Below are 16,153 nucleotides of genomic sequence, written 5' to 3'. Positions count from 1 at the left end.
AAGCATGTCATGGCCGCCTGAGAGCTCAGGACCGCCCCGCCCCGCCCTGACCGGTGCCGCCGCGCCTGCGCGAGGACCGCGGACCTCGCGTCGGCTGGCGCCGACCTCCCGCTCCCACCCCGGACGTCACCGGCGCCGCCTCGCCCGCGCTGGGCGCCGCGGCGTCCTTCTCGCGCCGGGCGAGCACGCGCTTGGTGTGGGCCGCGACCTCCGGGTCGTGCTCGCGCAGCTGCACGGCGAGCGGTGTCGCGATGCAGATGGACGAGTAGGTTCCGGCGGCCATGCCGATGAACAGGGCGAGCGCGAGGTCCTTCAACGGTCCCTGCCCGAGCACGAACGTGCCCACGACGAGCAGCGCCAGGACGGGCAGCAGCGCGGTGATGGACGTGTTCACCGAGCGCACGAGCGTCTGGTTGACGGCGAGGTTCGCCTGCTCGGCATAGGTACGACGCGACGAGGCGAGCACGCCGTGCGTGTTCTCGCGCACCTTGTCGTAGACGACCACGGTGTCGTAGAGCGAGTAGCCCAGGATCGTCAGGAAGCCGGTGACGGTGGCCGGCGTGACCTCGAAGCCGGACCACGCGTAGACACCCGCGGTGATGAGGACGTCGTGGGCGAGCGCCACGAGCGCCGCGAGCGACATGCGCCAGTCACGGAAGTAGGCGGCGATGAAGATGACGACCACGACCAGGAAGACGGCGAGGCCGGTGAGCGCCTTGCTGGCCACCTGCCTGCCCCACGACGGACCGATGAGGTTCTGGCTCACCTCCTCGGCGCCCGCGTCGGTCAGGGCCTTCTCGAGCACCGACGTCTCGTCCTGGCTGAGGGCACGGACGTCGATCCGGATGGTGTCCGAGCCGGAGGTCGTGACGATCGGATCACCGGCGGCGGGGACGTCGGCGTCCTCGATCGCCTGGGAGAGGGCGTCGGCGGTGGCCGCGTCGGCCTTCTGCACCTTGGCGGTCAGCTCCACACCACCCTTGAACTCGATGCCGAGGTTGAAGCCCTGCACGACGAAGCCGAGCGTGGAGGCGAGGAGGATGAGCACGGAGATCGAGTACCAGAGCCGACGACGCCCGACGAAGTCGACCGAGACCCGCCCGGTGTAGAGGTGCTGGCCGAAGCTGCTGATGCGTCCCATCAGGATCGTCCTCCCGTGGTGCTGCCGGGTGTCGGGGCCCGGTCCGGACGGCGGACCGGACCGGTGCGGTCGACGGCCCGGTCCCCGATGCCGAGGTGGGCGGCGTCGAAGCCGGACAGCTTGTGGCCGCGACCGAAGAACCTGGTGCGGGCCAGGAGCGACATGAGCGGCTTGGTGAACAGGAACACCACGACCACGTCGATCACCGTGGTGAGACCCAGTGCGAAGGCGAAGCCGCGGACGACGCCGATCGCGAAGATGAACAGGATCACCGCCGCCAGCAACGAGACACCGTCCGCGGCCAGGATGGTGCGACGTGCGCGCTCCCAGCCGGACTCGACGGCCAGCCGCAGCGACTTGCCGTCGCGCACCTCGTCACGGATCCGTTCGAACAGGACGATGAACGAGTCCGCGGTGATCCCGATGGCCACGATGAGGCCGGCGATGCCGGGCAGGGTCAGCGTGAAGCCGAGCGACTTCCCGAGCAGCAGCACCATGGCGTAGGTGGACGCGCCGGCGACGAGCAACGAGCCGATGGCCACGAGTCCGAGCGCGCGGTAGTAGAGCAGCAGGTAGGCCATCACGAGCACGAGCCCGATGGCTCCGGCGATGATGCCGGCCTGCAGCTGGGACCCGGCGAGCGAGGGGCCCTCGACGGACACCCCGTTCACCTCGAAGGTGAGCGGCAACGCCCCGTACTTCAGCTGGTTGGCCAACGACTGCGACGTGGACTGCGTGAACCCGCCGGAGATCTGCGAGCTCCCGTTGGTGAAGTGGCCGTTGGTGGTCGGGGCGCTCAGCACCTCGCCGTCGAGCACGATCGCGAAGCGCGACGCAGCCTGGTTGCCGGCCTGCTCCTGCTGGTACAGCGCGTCGGTGATGGTGTCGAAGGCCTTGGTCCCGGCCTTGCGCAGCTCGATCGCCACGACCCACTCGACGGAGCCCTGGGGCACGACGGCGTCCGCGCTCTTGACCTGGGTGCCCTCGATGACCGTGGGGCTGAGGATCATCGTCTCGCCCGTGGACGGGTCGCAGGAGACGATCGGCTCGTCCGGCACGTCGTCGACCGCGAGGTCGTCCTTCGTGCACCGGAACCCGGCCAGCTCGGTCTGCAACGCCTCGGCGGCCGAGGCGTAGGCCTTCGGCAGCGAGTCCAGACCCTGGGTCTCCGCGGCGATGAGCTGGTCGAGCGAGAGCTTCGACCAGTCCGCTGCGCTGACGGTCTTGGCGGCCGCGGCGACCGCCTTCTCGTCGGGCGCCTGGGTCGCGCTCTGTCCCGATCCCCAGAGCAGGCGGAAGCGCAGCTGGGCGGTGCGGCCCACCTCGTCGACGATGTTGCCCTTGCGCTCCCCCGGGATCTCGATGACGACCTGGTTGCCGCCCTGCGTGGAGACCTCGGCCTCGCTCACACCGGTCGCGTTGACCCGCTGGTCGATGATGTCGCGCGCCTCCTGCAGCTTTGTCGCCGTGACGTCACCGGACGACGCCTCGGCCTGCAGGGTGATGCGGGTGCCGCCCTGCAGGTCGAGCCCGAGCCTGGGCTTCCAGACCCCGCCCCCGTCCTTCAGGTCGAGGCCCACCAGCAGGCCGAACAGGGCGAGGAGCAGGGCGAGGAACAGCAGCAGCGTGCGTCGCGGACGCGGGATGCCGGCACTGTTCCTGCCGGAGCGGGGCGCGGGTCTGGCCATCAGTCGATCGGACTCTCCGGTTCGGTGGTCGGGCTCGGGTCGACGACCTTCGCAACGGCCTGGCGGTTGACGGTGATCACCGTGTTCGGGGCGATGCGCAGCTCGGCCTCGGTGTCGCCCAGCGACACGAGCTCGCCGAAGATGCCGCTGGCGAGCATGACCCGACGGCCCGGCTCGAGCGCGGACTGGGTGGCGAGGTAGTCCTTCTGGCGAGCCCGCGCGGGCCGCATGACCAGGAGGTAGAAGATGACCAGCAGGAGGACGAGCGGGATGAAGCTGTAGACATCGGACACGAGATTGCTCCGTCGAAGGAAATGTCGTCCGCACAGCGGACCTGGCACGGGGCCAGGGAGTAGTTTAGACATGCAACCAAGCCCGGCGGCCCTGTCCATGCTTCCACGGACGGCGCGCGGGTCGAGCAGGTACCTCTAGGTCGGGTCCGCGGCGTCGTCGAGCGGCATCTGGTCGGTCCCGGCGGGCGCCGCCAGACCGAGGTGGCGCCAGGCGGCAGGCGTCGCGATGCGCCCGCGCGGTGTGCGCGCCAGGAAGCCCAGACGCACGAGGAAGGGCTCGGCGAGCTCCTCGACGGTCTCGCGCTCCTCACCGACGGCGACCGCGAGCGTGCTGATGCCCACCGGACCCCCGCCGAAGCTGGCGCACAACGCCTGGAGCACCGCCCGGTCCAGACGGTCGAGCCCCAGGTCGTCGACCTCGTACAGGGCGAGCGCACTGCGGGCCTCGCCGTGCCCGACGGTGCCGTCGCCGCGCACCTGGGCGTAGTCACGCACCCGTCTCAGCAGGCGGTTGGCGATGCGGGGGGTCCCACGCGAGCGGGACGCGATCTCGTGGGAGCCGTCGTCGGAGATCGTCAGGTCCAGCAGTCGCGCGGACCGCTCGACGATGCGCTTGAGCTCGGCGGACTCGTAGTAGTCGAGCTGGGCGGTGAAGCCGAACCGGTCGCGCAATGGCCCCGGCAGCAGTCCGGCCCGGGTGGTGGCCCCGACGACGGTGAAGGGTGGGATCTCCAGGGGAATAGCCGTGGCACCGGGGCCCTTGCCGACGATGACGTCGACCCGGAAGTCCTCCATGGCCATGTAGAGGAGCTCCTCAGCCGGGCGCGACATGCGGTGGATCTCGTCGATGAACAGGACGTCGCCCTCGTCGACGCCCGAGAGGATCGCTGCGAGGTCGCCGGCGTGCTGGATCGCGGGCCCGCTGGTGAGCCTCAGGTGGGCTCCCAGCTGGTGCGCGATGATCATCGCGATGGTGGTCTTGCCCAGGCCGGGCGGTCCCGACAGCAGCACGTGGTCGGGTGTCCGTCCCCTTCCCTGCGCGGCCTCGAGCACGAGGGACAGCTGCTCGCGCACGCGCTCCTGGCCGACGAGCTCCTCGAGCGTGCGCGGACGCAGGGCCGCGTCGAACGCACGGTCGTCGGGCGTGGCCTCGGCGAGAACTGCGTCGAGCCCGTCGACGTCGTAGGCGGTTGCCTCGGGGTAGGAGTCGTCGTGCACGCCGCTCACGCCTTGGACAACGATCGGAGGGCGAGCCGCAGCAGCTGCCCGACGTCGGGCGAGTCACCGGCGGCGTCGGCGACGGACTCGACGGCCTTCTCGGCGTCGCGGGTGGACCACCCGAGACCCTCGAGGGCCTGCAGGACCTGGGCACGCCAGGGCGCGGTCGAGGTCCCCGGCGCGGCGGACGCAGGAAGCACCGGCCCGACCCGGTCCTTGAGCTCCACCACGATGCGTTCGGCACCCTTGCGGCCGATGCCCGGGACCGAGGTGAGCGCGGCGTGGTCGGACTCGGCGATGGCGCGTCGAAGGCGGTCCGGCGGGAGGACGGCGAGCATGGCCTGGGCCACCTTGGGGCCGATCCCGCTGGCCGTCTGCACGAGCACGAACATGTCGCGCTCCTCGGTGTCGGCGAAGCCGTAGAGGGTGAGGGAGTCCTCGCGCACCACGAGCGACGTGGCCAGCCGGGCCTGCTCCCCCAGCCGCAGCCGCGCGAGGGTGCCCGGCGTGCAGTAGACGTGGTGGCCGAGGCCGCCGACGTCGATGACCGCGGAGTCGAGCGAGAGGGCGGCGACCTCGCCGCGCACGTGGGCGATCATCGGACGGACTCCTTCAGCTGGGCCTGCGCCTGCTGCAGGCGGTTCTGCGCTCCCCCGCGCCAGATCTGGCAGATGGCCAGGGCCAGCGCATCGGTGGCGTCGACCGGCTTCGGAGCCTCGGCGAGCCGGAGGAGCCGGACCACCATGGCGGCCACCTGGGCCTTGTCGGCCCGACCGCTGCCGGTGACGGCGGCCTTGACCTCGCTGGGCGTGTGCAGCCGGACCTCGATGCCGTGCCGTGCGGCGACCAGCATGGCCACGCCGCTGGCCTGGGCGGTGCCCATGACGGTGCGCACGTTGTTCTGGGCGAAGACCCGCTCGACCGCGACGACCGCAGGACGGTGCAGCCGGATCGCCTCCTCGAGCCCCTGCTCGAGCCGGTGCAGTCGCTTGGCCGTGTCGAGGTCGGCCGGGGTGCGCAGCACGTCGACGTGGACGAGGTGCAGCGGTCGACCGACCGAGCCCTCGACGACGCCGAGGCCGAGGCGGGTGAGCCCGGGATCGACCGCGAGCACACGCGTGGGAGAACGCATGTTCGAACGATAACCCGCTCCCCCGACGCCCCACCGGACGCCACGCCGACCGACGCGCCTCCCGCCGGCACCGACGACCGATGCCCCTGGCGGACCTACTCCTCGTCGAGCGCGGCGAGCACCTCGTCGCTCATGTCGACGTTGGAGTAGACGTTCTGGACGTCGTCGAGGTCCTCGAGCGCGTCGACCAGCTTGATGACCTTCTTGGCGCCCTCGACGTCGACCGGCACCTCGACCGACGGGACGAAGGAGGCCTCCGCGGAGTCGTAGTCCAGACCGGCGTCCTGCAGCGCGGTGCGGACCGCGACCAGGTCGGACGCCTCGCTGATCACCTCGAACGACTCGCCGTGGTCCTTGACCTCCTCGGCACCGGCGTCGAGCACCGCCAGGAGGATGTCGTCCTCGCCGGCGTCCTGGGCCGGCACCTGCACGACGCCCTTGCGGTGGAACATGTACGCCACCGAGCCCGGGTCGGCGAGGTTGCCACCGTTGCGGCTGACCGCGGTGCGGACCTCCATGGCGGCCCGGTTCTTGTTGTCGGTGAGGCACTCCACCAGGAGGGCGACGCCGCTCGGGCCGTACACCTCGTACGTGATCGTCGTGTAGTCGACGGCGTCCTCGCCGATCCCGCCGCCGCGCTTGACCGCACGGTCGATGTTGTCGTTCGGGACCGACGACTTCTTGGCCTTCTGGATCGCGTCGTAGAGCGTCGGGTTGCCGTCGGGGTCGGGGCCGCCCGTGCGCGCCGCCACCTCGATGTTCTTGATCAGCTTGGCGAACATCTTGCCGCGCTTGGCGTCGATCGCGGCCTTCTTGTGCTTGGTCGTCGCCCACTTGGAGTGGCCTGACATCCCGTGCCCCTTTCCGCGCCACCCTGGCGAGTGGCGGATCCCTACGTCGTCACGAGGTCCAGGAACAGGCGGTGCAGGCGCAGGTCGTCGCCCACCTCGGGGTGGAACGACGTCGCGAGCACCGATCCCTGCCGGACCGCCACGATCCTATCGGCAGCACGGTCCGTCGCGCCCGCCGCGGCACCCGGACCGACCGGGACCGTGGCCAGCACCTCCACGCCAGCACCCGTCTCCTCCACCCAGGGCGCGCGGATGAACACCGCGTGGACGGGGTCGTCGAAGGTCGTGAAGTCGACGTCGGCCTCGAAGGAGTCGACCTGCCGCCCGAAGGCGTTGCGCCGCACCGTGACGTCGAGCCCACCGAAGGTCGTCTGTCCCTCGGCACCGTCGACGAGCCGGTCGGCCAGCATGATCATCCCGGCGCACGTGCCGAACGTGGGCAACCCGTCCGCGATCCGACGGCGGAACGCCTCGGCCACGCCGAAGACGTCGGCCAGCTTGATCATCGTGGTGGACTCCCCGCCGGGGATCACCAAGCCGTCGACGCGGTCGAGCTCCTCCTCGCGACGCACCGTGACGGCCTGGACGCCCAGCGCCTCGAGGGCCTGCAGGTGCTCGCGGACGTCGCCCTGCAGGGCGAAGACGCCGATGGTCGGTGAGCTCACCGGGACAGCGTAGTGAGGCGGCCCGCCGCGCCCGCGTGGCGCCTCACGTGTGCCCGCACCGGACGGCCGCGCCGATGATGAGGATGCTGGCGCGACGCACCGGCGTGGTGGTCGAGGTCGCGGCGACCCAGGTGGGCGAGGACGCGAGCCTGGCCGTCACGACGAGGTCGTAGTTCGTGTTCGTGCCGAGGAGCCCGGTGCCGAGGTCCACCTGGACGGTCGTCCCGGCAGCCTGGCCCGTCCCTGCCGTCCCCGAGGCGACCGCGGTGCCGTTGTCGGTGCGCCGGAGCACCCAGGCGTACTCCTGGTCCGAGGCCACCTGGCTCCAGGTCACGCGGGCGATGTTGCCCAGCACCAGCACCCCGTCGACGTTGGCGCAGACCGGCTGGGCCTGGGAGCCGATCGTGCGGGCGGACGAGGTCGACGCCAGCGTGCCGTCGTCGGTGAACGACGCGTCGGTCGGCACCGCCCGCGAGGACGAGGGCGCCACCGCCAGGGCGACGGCGACCAGCGCGGCCGCGCCGCGACCCGCGGACGACATCGATCGACGGGCGCGGTGCGGGTGAGCTCGCCGGTGGACACCCGCGCGGGAGCCCGCAGGAGCCCCACCACGACCCCAGGGCACCAGGAGCACGAGGCACAGGCCCAGACCTGCGCCGGCGGCGAACCGCCCGGCCGGCGTCCCGACTGCCGCCACGACGTAGCCCGCCGCGGGCACCGACGTCACGACGCGCTCGACCTCGCGGACGTTGTAGGCCTCGGCGTCCGGACGGGCGTTCGCGTCACCCTTCAACGAGAGCACGACCGACGTGGCGTCGACCGGGTCGACGTCGACCACGCGATGGGTGACGCGCACACCGGCGGCGTTGACCACGCTGACGACGTCGCCGACCGCGACCGCCCGCGCCGGGGCCGACTCGGCGAGAGCGAGGTCGCCCGCGGCGATCTGCGGGGCCATCGACCCCGACGTGAAGACGAGGGGCGTGAGCCCGAGCACGTGGGTCGCTACCGCCCACAACAGGCAGAGACCACCCAGGCCGGCCCCCGCCCAGAGGACCGTCTGACGCACGCGTTCCAGCACGACGATCAGCTCAGCTGCGTCGCGGCGAACACGAAGGAGGCGGTGGCCGACGCACCCTGCGCCGCGTTGGCGGTGCCGCTGGGGAGCTCCACGCGGATGCAGACGTTCTCGCTCATGGTCGCTCCGGAGAGCGTGCGCGCCGAGGCGATGACGTCGCTGGGCGTCCCCGACAGCGTGACGTTCGTGACGAGCGCGGTCCCGCCGCAGGTGTTGGTCCTCAGCCCGGAGCTGCTGGGCGTGCCCGCCGACCCGACGGTGACGGTCCACCGGAGGTAGGGGGCGAGCGCTCCCGCCGCGGTCGCCCTCGCCGTGTAGGCGAAGCCGACGGTGCTCGCGGCACGCTGGACCGGGACCGTCACGGCGACGCTCTCGCCCGGGACCATGTCCGTCAGACCGAGCGTCGGCGTGGTCGTGGTGCCCCCTTGACCCGGGAGGTTCCCGGCGACCAGGAGGTCGAGCGAACCCGCCTGGATGGTGCCGACGTCGAGCGCGGCGTCGTCCGTCCACGACGCCATGGTGTTGAGCGAGCCGAGTCCCAGCACGAGCCCAGCGGAGAGAAGGACCCGGACCCGTCCTCGACGCTCTCCCGCCCTGCTCCGCCTCGGCCCGGCGTGCCGGCTCATCGCCCTGCCCTCTCGCGGTCGCGCCGGCGAACCACCAGTGAGGTCCCACCGACGACGAAAGCGGCGCCGAGCAGCAGGATCCACTGCTCGGTCGTCGTGCCCGTGCCGGGGAGGGCCCCGGTGGTCTCCTCGCCCGCCGGCGGGTCGAGATCGGCGTCGATGCCCGATCCGTCGAGATCGGCATCGGTGCCGCCGTCCGCGTCGGCGTCGCTCTCCCCGTCGGTACCGGCGGCGTCGGCCAGCAGCACACGGAAGTCGAGCGCCAGGCGCCGGACCTGGGACTGGTTGGTCGACGTCGGGTCGAACGTCGCGTTCACGTCCACCTCCACGACCCCGTCCTGCTCGATCTCACGCTCGGTGAGGCGGGTGGAGGCGACACCGTTGCGCAGCTCCACCCACGCGCCGCCGTCCGCACGCGCCCGCAGGTCGATGTCGTCGTCGGCGAGCAGGTCGTCCTCGTCCTCGCTGCGGGCCTCGATGGTCAGGGAGGCACCGCTCGGCCCCTCGTTGCGGACGTAGAAGCTCTCCGTCCGCGAGTCACCCGGAACCCACCGCACGTCAGAGTCGAAGAGAGGCGCGTCCAGACCGGACGACCACGTCACCCCGTCGTTGCTGAGCCCGATCTCGTCGGCCGCGTGCGCCACCGACCCCCCGAGGAGCGTCGTCGTCGCGAGGCCGGCGAGCAGCAGTCGGCCGCGCTTCACCGGGCTTCCTCCTTCACGGTCCCGCGACGTGCGGACGCGCCGCGGGCGACGAGGCCGGCGACGACGATCCACGCGGAGTAGAGCAGGAGACCGGCCGCCACGGCGTGGACCGCGGTCTGTCGTTGCGCCGGGTCGAGAGCGGTGTTGAGCCGCCCGAGGTGCGGGACCGCGTACCAGACCCGGCCACGCACCTGCTCCTGACGGACCGGCCGTGCGTCGGACACCTGGTTGGCGTCGCCCCGTGTCGTGAGCACCGCCGTCCCGTCGGCCCTCACCCCCGAGGCCACCACCCGGTGGGTCACCACCGCAGGCTCCCCCGATCGCAGCTGGTAGGTGATCGTGTCCCCGACGGAGATGTCGTCCATGTCGACCGGTCGGACCACCACGAGCGTCCCGGGCGGCAGCTCAGGACGCATGGAGCCGGTCAGGACGGTGTAGGGGGTGGCGCCGACCAGGCGCGGCACGAGGACCGCCGCGACCAGGGCCGCACCGACGCCGAGGATCACCGTCCAGGCCACGACCTGGACGGCGATCCGCCACCACCGGCGCACGGGATCACCGCCGACGATCAGTTCGGGTCGTTCTGCTCGACCGAGACCGTGATGGCGTCCAACGTCGCCGTCACGCCCTGCGTGTCGTTGATGTTCACCGGGTCGGGATCGTCCTGCGCCGTGCCGTAGGGGAACGTGACGCTGATCGTCGCGGTGACGACACCGTCGTTCGCCTCGGTGATCGTGGCCGGCAACGGATCGCCGCCCGCGTCGGCGTAGGTGGCCGCGACCGTCGCGTCGAAGCTGGGGGCGGCCGGGGCCACGGACGTGAACGTGGCGGTGTCGGGCACGACGAGGTCGGCACTCAGGTTGTCACCCGTGGCGACGACCTCGAACTCGCACTCCTTGGAGATCACGTCACCGGGGACGACGAGGTCCACGGTCTGGCCCGCGCTCGCACTGCCGACGGCATAGACCCAGTCGGCGTCGCAGGACTCGTTCAGCAGCTTGAGCTCACCGGAGGTGACGCTCCCGCCGGGAAGGTCGACGGCATCGCTCCAGTACGCCAGCGTCCCGGCGCCACCGAGCAGGAGGACGGCGGCCGCACCTGCGGCCAGCGCACCCTTGGTCGAGTTCTTCATCGCATGCTCCCATGTCTCGAGGCGCGGCGCTCCCTACGCCGGCACGAGGGACGAGCCCTCACCTCGAGCATGCGACGTGCGACCTGCGTCACATGGGAATTCAGGGAAAGTAGGAGACAAATCCCAAAGACCTCGGCGGCTCACCGCCACCGGGTGCGGCTACCAGCCGCGCTCGGCGAGGCGGTGCGGCTCGGGAATGTCGTCGACGTTGATGCCGACCATGGCCTCACCCAGTCCGCGGGAGACCTTGGCGACGACGTCGGGATCGTCGTAGAACGTGGTGGCCTTGACGATCGCCTCGGCGCGCTGGGCCGGGTTGCCGGACTTGAAGATGCCCGAGCCCACGAACACGCCCTCCGAGCCGAGCTGCATGACGAGCGCCGCGTCGGCCGGGGTGGCGATGCCGCCGGCCGTGAACAGCGTGACGGGCAGCTTGCCCAGCTCGGCGACCTCCTTGACCAGCTCGAAGGGGGCCTGCAGCTCCTTGGCCGCCACGTAGAGCTCGTCGTCGCGCAGCGACTGCAGCCGGCGGATCTCGCCGGTGATCTTCCGGATGTGGGTGACGGCGTTGGAGACGTCACCCGTGCCGGCCTCGCCCTTGGAGCGGATGAAGGCCGCGCCCTCGGTGAGTCGGCGCAGCGCCTCTCCCAGGTTGGTCGCGCCACACACGAACGGGACGTTGAAGGCCCACTTGTCGATGTGGTTCGCGTAGTCGGACGGGGTGAGCACCTCGGACTCGTCGATGTAGTCGACGCCCAGGCTCTGCAGCACCTGCGCCTCGGCGAAGTGCCCGATGCGGGCCTTGGCCATGACCGGGATCGAGACCGCCGAGACGATGCCGTCGATCAGGTCCGGGTCGCTCATGCGCGCCACGCCACCCTGGGCCCGGATGTCGGCCGGGACGCGCTCGAGGGCCATGACGGCCACGGCGCCGGCGTCCTCGGCGATGCGCGCCTGGTCGGCGTCGACGACGTCCATGATGACGCCGCCCTTCAGCATCTCGGCCATGCCGCGCTTGACGCGGGCGGTGCCGGTCGACTGGGGGCTGGTGCCGTCGGGGGACGTGGAGGGGGTCTGCTCGTTGCTCACCCCTCGAGTCTATCGGCCGCTCCTGGCGGCCTCGACGACGTCCACCATCCGGCGCCGGTCCACCACCTTGCGACGTGGACGTCCTGCCCTGCGGCCCGCCTCGCGCTCGTGCGCGTCGAGCAGCAGCCAGCCCTCGCGGTCGAGCACACCGGCCGACGCCCGCGGCAGCTCCGGCCGGTCGACGGCCTCGATCCGTCCCTGTGCCACGTCGGAGAGCAGGTGGTTCACGGTCTCGAGCGAGCAGGACTTGTTGGTGCCGATGAAGCCGGACGGACCGCGCTTGGCCCAGCCGACGACGTAGGTGCGCGGAAGCACGTCCCCGCCCGGCACGTCGAGCACGCGTCCACCGACGTTCGGGATGCGATGGGTCAGCGGGTCGAACGGCACCCCCGGGACCGGTGCGGACCGGTACCCCACGGAGCGGAGCACCGCCCGGGTGGGGATCACGTCGTGGTCGCCGGTCGGCGCGGCTGCGACCACACCGTCGGGTCCCGTCGCGAGCCTCGTGCGCGTGACCTCGAGCCCGGCGACGGACCCGTCCCCCAGCACCGCGACCGGTGCGACGAGGAAGCGCAGGACGACGTGCCGTCGAGACGGGTCGGCCTCGGCGACCGTCCCCTCCCGCAGGAGGCGGCTCTTGACGTCGTCCCCGTCCAGCAGCTCGCGCTGCGGCACGACGACGTCGAGGTCGGGGTGGTGCAGCAGCCCGACGAGCTCGGGGACGGTGAAGGCGGCCTGGGCCGGACCGCGTCGCGCCAGGACCTCCACCACCCTCACCCTGCTGACGCGCAGGGCGTCGAGGGCGTGGTCGGCGATGTCGGTGCTCGCGAGCGACTCCGGGTCGCTCAGCAGCACGCGCGAGACGTCGAGTGCCACGTTGCCGTTGCCGACCACCACGATGCGGTCCCCCGTCAGGTCCAGCGGCGCCTGCACGTGGTCGGGGTGCCCGTTGTACCAGGCCACCACGTCCGTGGCGGTCGCGTTGCCGGGCAGGTCCTCCCCCGGCACGTCGAGTCGCCGGTCCACGGCCGCGCCCGTCGCGTAGACGACGGCGTCGTGGGTGGCGAGCAGCTGGTCGTGCGTGACGTCGGTGCCGACCTCGACCCCGAGCTCGTACGCGAAGCCGGGGTGGGACTCGATCTTCTCGAACAGTCGCCCGATGTCCTTGGTGTGCTGGTGGTCGGGTGCGACGCCGGCCCGGACGAGTCCGTGCGGGGTGGGCAACCGGTCGAGCACGCGGACCCGCACCTGACGCTGCTTGAGCAGCTCGTCGGCCGCGTACAGCGCGGCGGGACCGGCACCGACGACGGCGACGCTCAGCCGGCGCGACCCGTCGATGCGCACGACCGGCGGAACCGGCGCCTGCGCCGGTCGGGTCGGGGACTCCAGCCCGTTGCCGACGTCGGAGTCGGCGTGGAACAGCGCGTTCAGCTCGACGAACACGCGCTCGTCGGCCGTGAGTCGCGACTCCGGCTTGATCGCCCCCACCGGGCAGGCCTTCACACAGGCTCCGCAGTCGACACAGGCCTGAGGATCGATGTAGACCATCTCGGCCGTCGCGAAGTCCGGCTCGTCCGGCGTGGGGTGGATGCAGTTGACGGGGCAGGCGAACGCGCAGGCCGCGTCACCGCAGCACGGCTGCGTGACGACGTGGGTCACGGGTCAGACCGGGTCGACCGAGGCGGGGTCCACCGAGGCGGGGTCGGCCAGACGCGCGGGAGGCTCGCTGCGGTAGCGGGCCGGGCGACCGTCGATCTTGAGCCAGCGCCACATGCGCCGCGAGGACCGGGTCATGAGCGTGGACTCCTCGGCCAGCATGCGCACGTCGCTGAACAGCTCGGAGAGGAACACGCGCGACTCCGGGGCCTTCCAGTAGAGCTCCTTGACGACGTCCTTCGGCACGCCCATCTCGGTCCGGAGCTCCTTCGGCGGGACCAGGATGAGGTCGCCCGCGACGCGCATGATGATCGGGAACAACATCGACATGACCCAGCGGTCGACCTTCCCGAGGTTGGGTCCGCTGCGCATGACGTAGGCGTGCGCGAACGAGATGTGCCGCGCCTCCTCCGCCACGTGGATCTGCATGATGCGGCGCATGACCGGCGGGATCGTGGCACCCTCGCGCAGCATCTTCTTCTGCGTGTGGTCGATCGGCTCCTCGCCCGCGAGCACCGCGATGAAGAAGCCGAGCGGGTACCGCGAGGCCATGAGCGGGATGATCCCGTGGATCGCCCGCATCCACCGCGGCATGCCCGGGACGTCGGCGCCGATGCGGTTGATGCACTCCTGGAACATCTGCGTGTGGTGGCACTCCTCCGTGGCCTCGTGGGTGAGGTAGCGGAACTCGGCCGACCCGTTGGGGCGGGAGAAGACGTACTGCATGATGCCGCGGATCAGGAGGTTCTCGAACTGCAGACCGACCTTGAAGATGTTCGCGTAGCGCCACATCCCGATCTCGATCTGCCGCTCGACGGGGAGCGACTTGTACCAGGGGTGGGCACCGAGCGGGTCGGCCTCCGGAAGCACCCAGTGGGCGTCGGTCGGGTCGATCGCGAAGTCCGGGTGGTCCCACGGGACATCGACGAACGCGTCGAAGTGACGGTCGACCGACGCCTGGGACAGCTGGGTCAGCGTGGCCTCGTACTCGCTGCGCGTCAGGGAGGCCAGCGCGTCCTGGGTGCGGTCGAGGTCGTGCTCGTCCATGAGGGTCATACCGCGAGTATGTGACCCGCATCTCTACGTGTCAAGAGCGATGTCACATTCGCGATGTCACGTTCGGTCGAGGACGGTCAGGACTCCGTCCCGGCGGGTGGGAAAGCCTGCCGGTGCACGATCGCCATGCGCTGGAACACGGTCACCAGGCTCGCGAGGGCGAGTGCCCACAGCGTGATCTCGGTCAGGACGGGCAGCCCGAACAGACCGTTCAGACCGGTCATCACCAGGATCGCGACCAGTCGGTCGGCCCGCTCGGCGATGCCGCCCTTGGCCTGCATCCCCAGGCTCTCGGCGCGGGCCCGCGCGTAGGAGGTGAGGTTGCCCAGCACGAGGCAGGCGAGGCTCAGGCCGAGGTAGAGGTCGGCCGGGCCGAGGGTGGTCTCGGCGTCGGCGCGCGTGTAGTAGAGCAGGAGTCCGCCGAACACCGCGGCGTCGCCGACCCGGTCGAGCGTCGAGTCGAGGAAGGCCCCCCACCTCGAGGACTGACCGGACTTGCGGGCCATGTAGCCGTCCATGAGGTCGCTGAACACGAACGCGGTGACCACCATGACGCCGACGAAGAACTGCCCGCGCGGGAAGAACCACAGCGCGCCGGCGCTGACCCCGAGGGTGCCGACGATCGTGACGTGGTCGGGCTTGACGCCCAGCCGCAGCAGCAGGTCGGCCAGGGGCGACCAGATGTTCGTCCAGAACTGGCGGAAACGTTCGAGCATCAGGCGTCGTCCTCGGTCGTGGGCGTCTCCCCCGGCCAGGCGTCGGCCAGGAGGTCGCGGGTGTCCTCGAGCAGCTGCGGGAGCGTCTTGGTCTGCCCGATCACGGTCATGAAGTTGGCGTCGCCGGACCACCGAGGCACCACGTGCTGGTGCAGGTGCTGCGACAGTGAGCCGCCCGCCACTCCCCCGAGGTTGAGCCCGACGTTGAACCCGTGGGGGTTCGAGGCGGCACGGACCGCGCGCAGGGCCTGCTGGGTGAGCGTGGCGACCTCGCAGGTCTCGTCCTCGGTGAGGTCGGTGTAGTCGGCCACGTGCCGGTTCGGGACCACCATCAGGTGCCCTGGGTTGTACGGGTAGAGGTTGAGGACCACGAAGCAGTGGGTCCCCCGGTGCACGACGAGCTCGGACTGGCGGCCGCCGGAGGCGATGCGGCAGAACGGGCAGGAGTCGTCGGGCTCGGGCTCCTCGCCCCGCACGTAGGACATGCGGTACGGCACCCAGAGGCGCTCCAGGCGGTCGTCGGCAGTCACCCGCACAACCTATCGGCCGGGCTTGCTCAGCCGTGGCGCACCGTCCACGTGGCGCGCGAGACGACGACGGGTTCCAGCCCACCCCCGATGCCCGGCGAGTAGACGACGACCCGGTACTTCCGGGTCCCACGCGCACCGGGAGCGGTGAGGCGGACCTTCCCGGCACTCGAGATGGACCGCTCCAGCCCGGCAGGGTCCCAGCCGGACCGAGGGTTCCAGTACTGCAGCTCGGCCTTCAACCCGGCCCCGTCCTGGATGGTGACGGTGCGGGAGACCGGTCGGTGGGCACGCACCTTCGTCGTGCGCGCAGGGAACGAGATGCGGGGCAGGAACCGGACGTCGAGCGAAGCACGGCTCGACTGCTCGGTCGGTGTCGCCGCGAGGACGAGGGTGAATCGGCCTCGGCCGGTCATGGTGTGCGGTTGGGAACCGCTGCGCACGGACGCGGCTCGCGTCAGCACCACGTCCGGCAGCTGCCGCGTGGTGGTCGAGAACGACGGCGTGAAGCGCACCCCGACCGACCGGGCGGGGGGGGGGGGGGGGGGGGGGGGGGGGGGGGGGGGGGGGGGGGGGGGGGG

The 16,153-nt window shown here is 71.4% G+C and carries 19 protein-coding genes; all 19 read right to left on the bottom strand.

What is annotated here, in order from left to right; genetic code table 11:
- Positions 1–25: 25 nt before the first annotated feature.
- Positions 26–1,141: a protein translocase subunit SecF gene (gene secF / locus NUV38_RS10050; protein WP_257728996.1), complete on the bottom strand. Its 1,116-nt coding sequence runs from the start codon at positions 1,139–1,141 to the stop codon at positions 26–28.
- A complete protein-coding gene (gene secD / locus NUV38_RS10045) occupies positions 1,141–2,829 on the bottom strand; it encodes a protein translocase subunit SecD (protein ID WP_257728995.1) in 1,689 nt (562 codons plus the stop codon). The genes secF and secD overlap by 1 nt, the downstream gene beginning before the upstream one ends.
- Complete coding sequence (gene yajC / locus NUV38_RS10040) at positions 2,829–3,122, bottom strand: preprotein translocase subunit YajC (RefSeq protein ID WP_257728994.1); 294 nt, start codon at positions 3,120–3,122, stop codon at positions 2,829–2,831. Before yajC ends, secD begins: the two co-directional genes overlap by 1 nt.
- A gap of 135 nt (positions 3,123–3,257) precedes the next feature.
- Positions 3,258–4,340, bottom strand: coding sequence for a Holliday junction branch migration DNA helicase RuvB (gene ruvB / locus NUV38_RS10035; RefSeq protein ID WP_257729059.1), 1,083 nt, complete (start codon positions 4,338–4,340; stop codon positions 3,258–3,260).
- Between the two features lie 5 nt (positions 4,341–4,345).
- Positions 4,346–4,939, bottom strand: a complete 594-nt coding sequence (gene ruvA / locus NUV38_RS10030) for a Holliday junction branch migration protein RuvA (protein ID WP_257728993.1) — start codon at positions 4,937–4,939, stop codon at positions 4,346–4,348.
- On the bottom strand, positions 4,936–5,472 hold the full coding sequence (locus NUV38_RS10025; protein ID WP_257728992.1) for a crossover junction endodeoxyribonuclease RuvC: 537 nt from the start codon (positions 5,470–5,472) through the stop codon (positions 4,936–4,938). Before NUV38_RS10025 ends, ruvA begins: the two co-directional genes overlap by 4 nt.
- A gap of 95 nt (positions 5,473–5,567) precedes the next feature.
- Positions 5,568–6,323 (bottom strand): YebC/PmpR family DNA-binding transcriptional regulator, encoded by a 756-nt coding sequence (locus NUV38_RS10020; RefSeq protein WP_257728991.1) that lies wholly within the window; start codon positions 6,321–6,323, stop codon positions 5,568–5,570.
- A 41-nt stretch (positions 6,324–6,364) separates the two neighbouring features.
- Positions 6,365–6,988, bottom strand: coding sequence for a pyridoxal 5'-phosphate synthase glutaminase subunit PdxT (gene pdxT / locus NUV38_RS10015; RefSeq protein WP_257728990.1), 624 nt, complete (start codon positions 6,986–6,988; stop codon positions 6,365–6,367).
- Positions 6,989–7,031: 43 nt separating this feature from the next.
- Positions 7,032–8,057, bottom strand: a complete 1,026-nt coding sequence (locus NUV38_RS10010) for a signal peptidase I (protein WP_257728989.1) — start codon at positions 8,055–8,057, stop codon at positions 7,032–7,034.
- Positions 8,058–8,074: 17 nt separating this feature from the next.
- Entirely contained in the window at positions 8,075–8,692 is a 618-nt protein-coding gene (locus NUV38_RS10005) for a SipW-dependent-type signal peptide-containing protein (RefSeq protein ID WP_257728988.1), read from the bottom strand.
- Positions 8,689–9,396 carry an LPXTG cell wall anchor domain-containing protein gene (locus NUV38_RS10000; protein ID WP_257728987.1) on the bottom strand — a complete coding sequence of 236 codons (708 nt, stop codon included), beginning with the start codon at positions 9,394–9,396 and terminating at the stop codon, positions 8,689–8,691. The genes NUV38_RS10005 and NUV38_RS10000 overlap by 4 nt, the downstream gene beginning before the upstream one ends.
- A complete protein-coding gene (locus NUV38_RS09995) occupies positions 9,393–9,947 on the bottom strand; it encodes a signal peptidase I (RefSeq protein ID WP_257728986.1) in 555 nt (184 codons plus the stop codon). Before NUV38_RS09995 ends, NUV38_RS10000 begins: the two co-directional genes overlap by 4 nt.
- 17 nt (positions 9,948–9,964) lie before the next feature.
- Positions 9,965–10,528 carry an alternate-type signal peptide domain-containing protein gene (locus NUV38_RS09990; protein ID WP_257728985.1) on the bottom strand — a complete coding sequence of 188 codons (564 nt, stop codon included), beginning with the start codon at positions 10,526–10,528 and terminating at the stop codon, positions 9,965–9,967.
- A 159-nt stretch (positions 10,529–10,687) separates the two neighbouring features.
- On the bottom strand, positions 10,688–11,617 hold the full coding sequence (gene pdxS, locus NUV38_RS09985) for a pyridoxal 5'-phosphate synthase lyase subunit PdxS (protein ID WP_257728984.1): 930 nt from the start codon (positions 11,615–11,617) through the stop codon (positions 10,688–10,690).
- Between the two features lie 9 nt (positions 11,618–11,626).
- Positions 11,627–13,276, bottom strand: coding sequence for an FAD-dependent oxidoreductase (locus NUV38_RS09980; RefSeq protein ID WP_257728983.1), 1,650 nt, complete (start codon positions 13,274–13,276; stop codon positions 11,627–11,629).
- Positions 13,277–13,279: 3 nt separating this feature from the next.
- Complete coding sequence (locus NUV38_RS09975) at positions 13,280–14,329, bottom strand: diiron oxygenase (protein WP_257728982.1); 1,050 nt, start codon at positions 14,327–14,329, stop codon at positions 13,280–13,282.
- 77 nt (positions 14,330–14,406) lie between these two features.
- Positions 14,407–15,045, bottom strand: coding sequence for a phosphatidylinositol phosphate synthase (pgsA, locus tag NUV38_RS09970; protein ID WP_257728981.1), 639 nt, complete (start codon positions 15,043–15,045; stop codon positions 14,407–14,409).
- Positions 15,045–15,530, bottom strand: coding sequence for an HIT domain-containing protein (locus tag NUV38_RS09965; protein ID WP_257729058.1), 486 nt, complete (start codon positions 15,528–15,530; stop codon positions 15,045–15,047). Before NUV38_RS09965 ends, pgsA begins: the two co-directional genes overlap by 1 nt.
- Positions 15,531–15,601: 71 nt before the next feature.
- Positions 15,602–15,988 (bottom strand): hypothetical protein, encoded by a 387-nt coding sequence (locus NUV38_RS09960; RefSeq protein WP_257728980.1) that lies wholly within the window; start codon positions 15,986–15,988, stop codon positions 15,602–15,604.
- Between the last annotated feature and the right edge of the window lie 165 nt (positions 15,989–16,153).

The organism is Aeromicrobium sp. 50.2.37, from assembly GCF_024655735.1.
Taxonomy (GTDB): domain Bacteria; phylum Actinomycetota; class Actinomycetes; order Propionibacteriales; family Nocardioidaceae; genus Aeromicrobium.
This window is presented reverse-complemented; position numbering and strand designations above follow the sequence as displayed.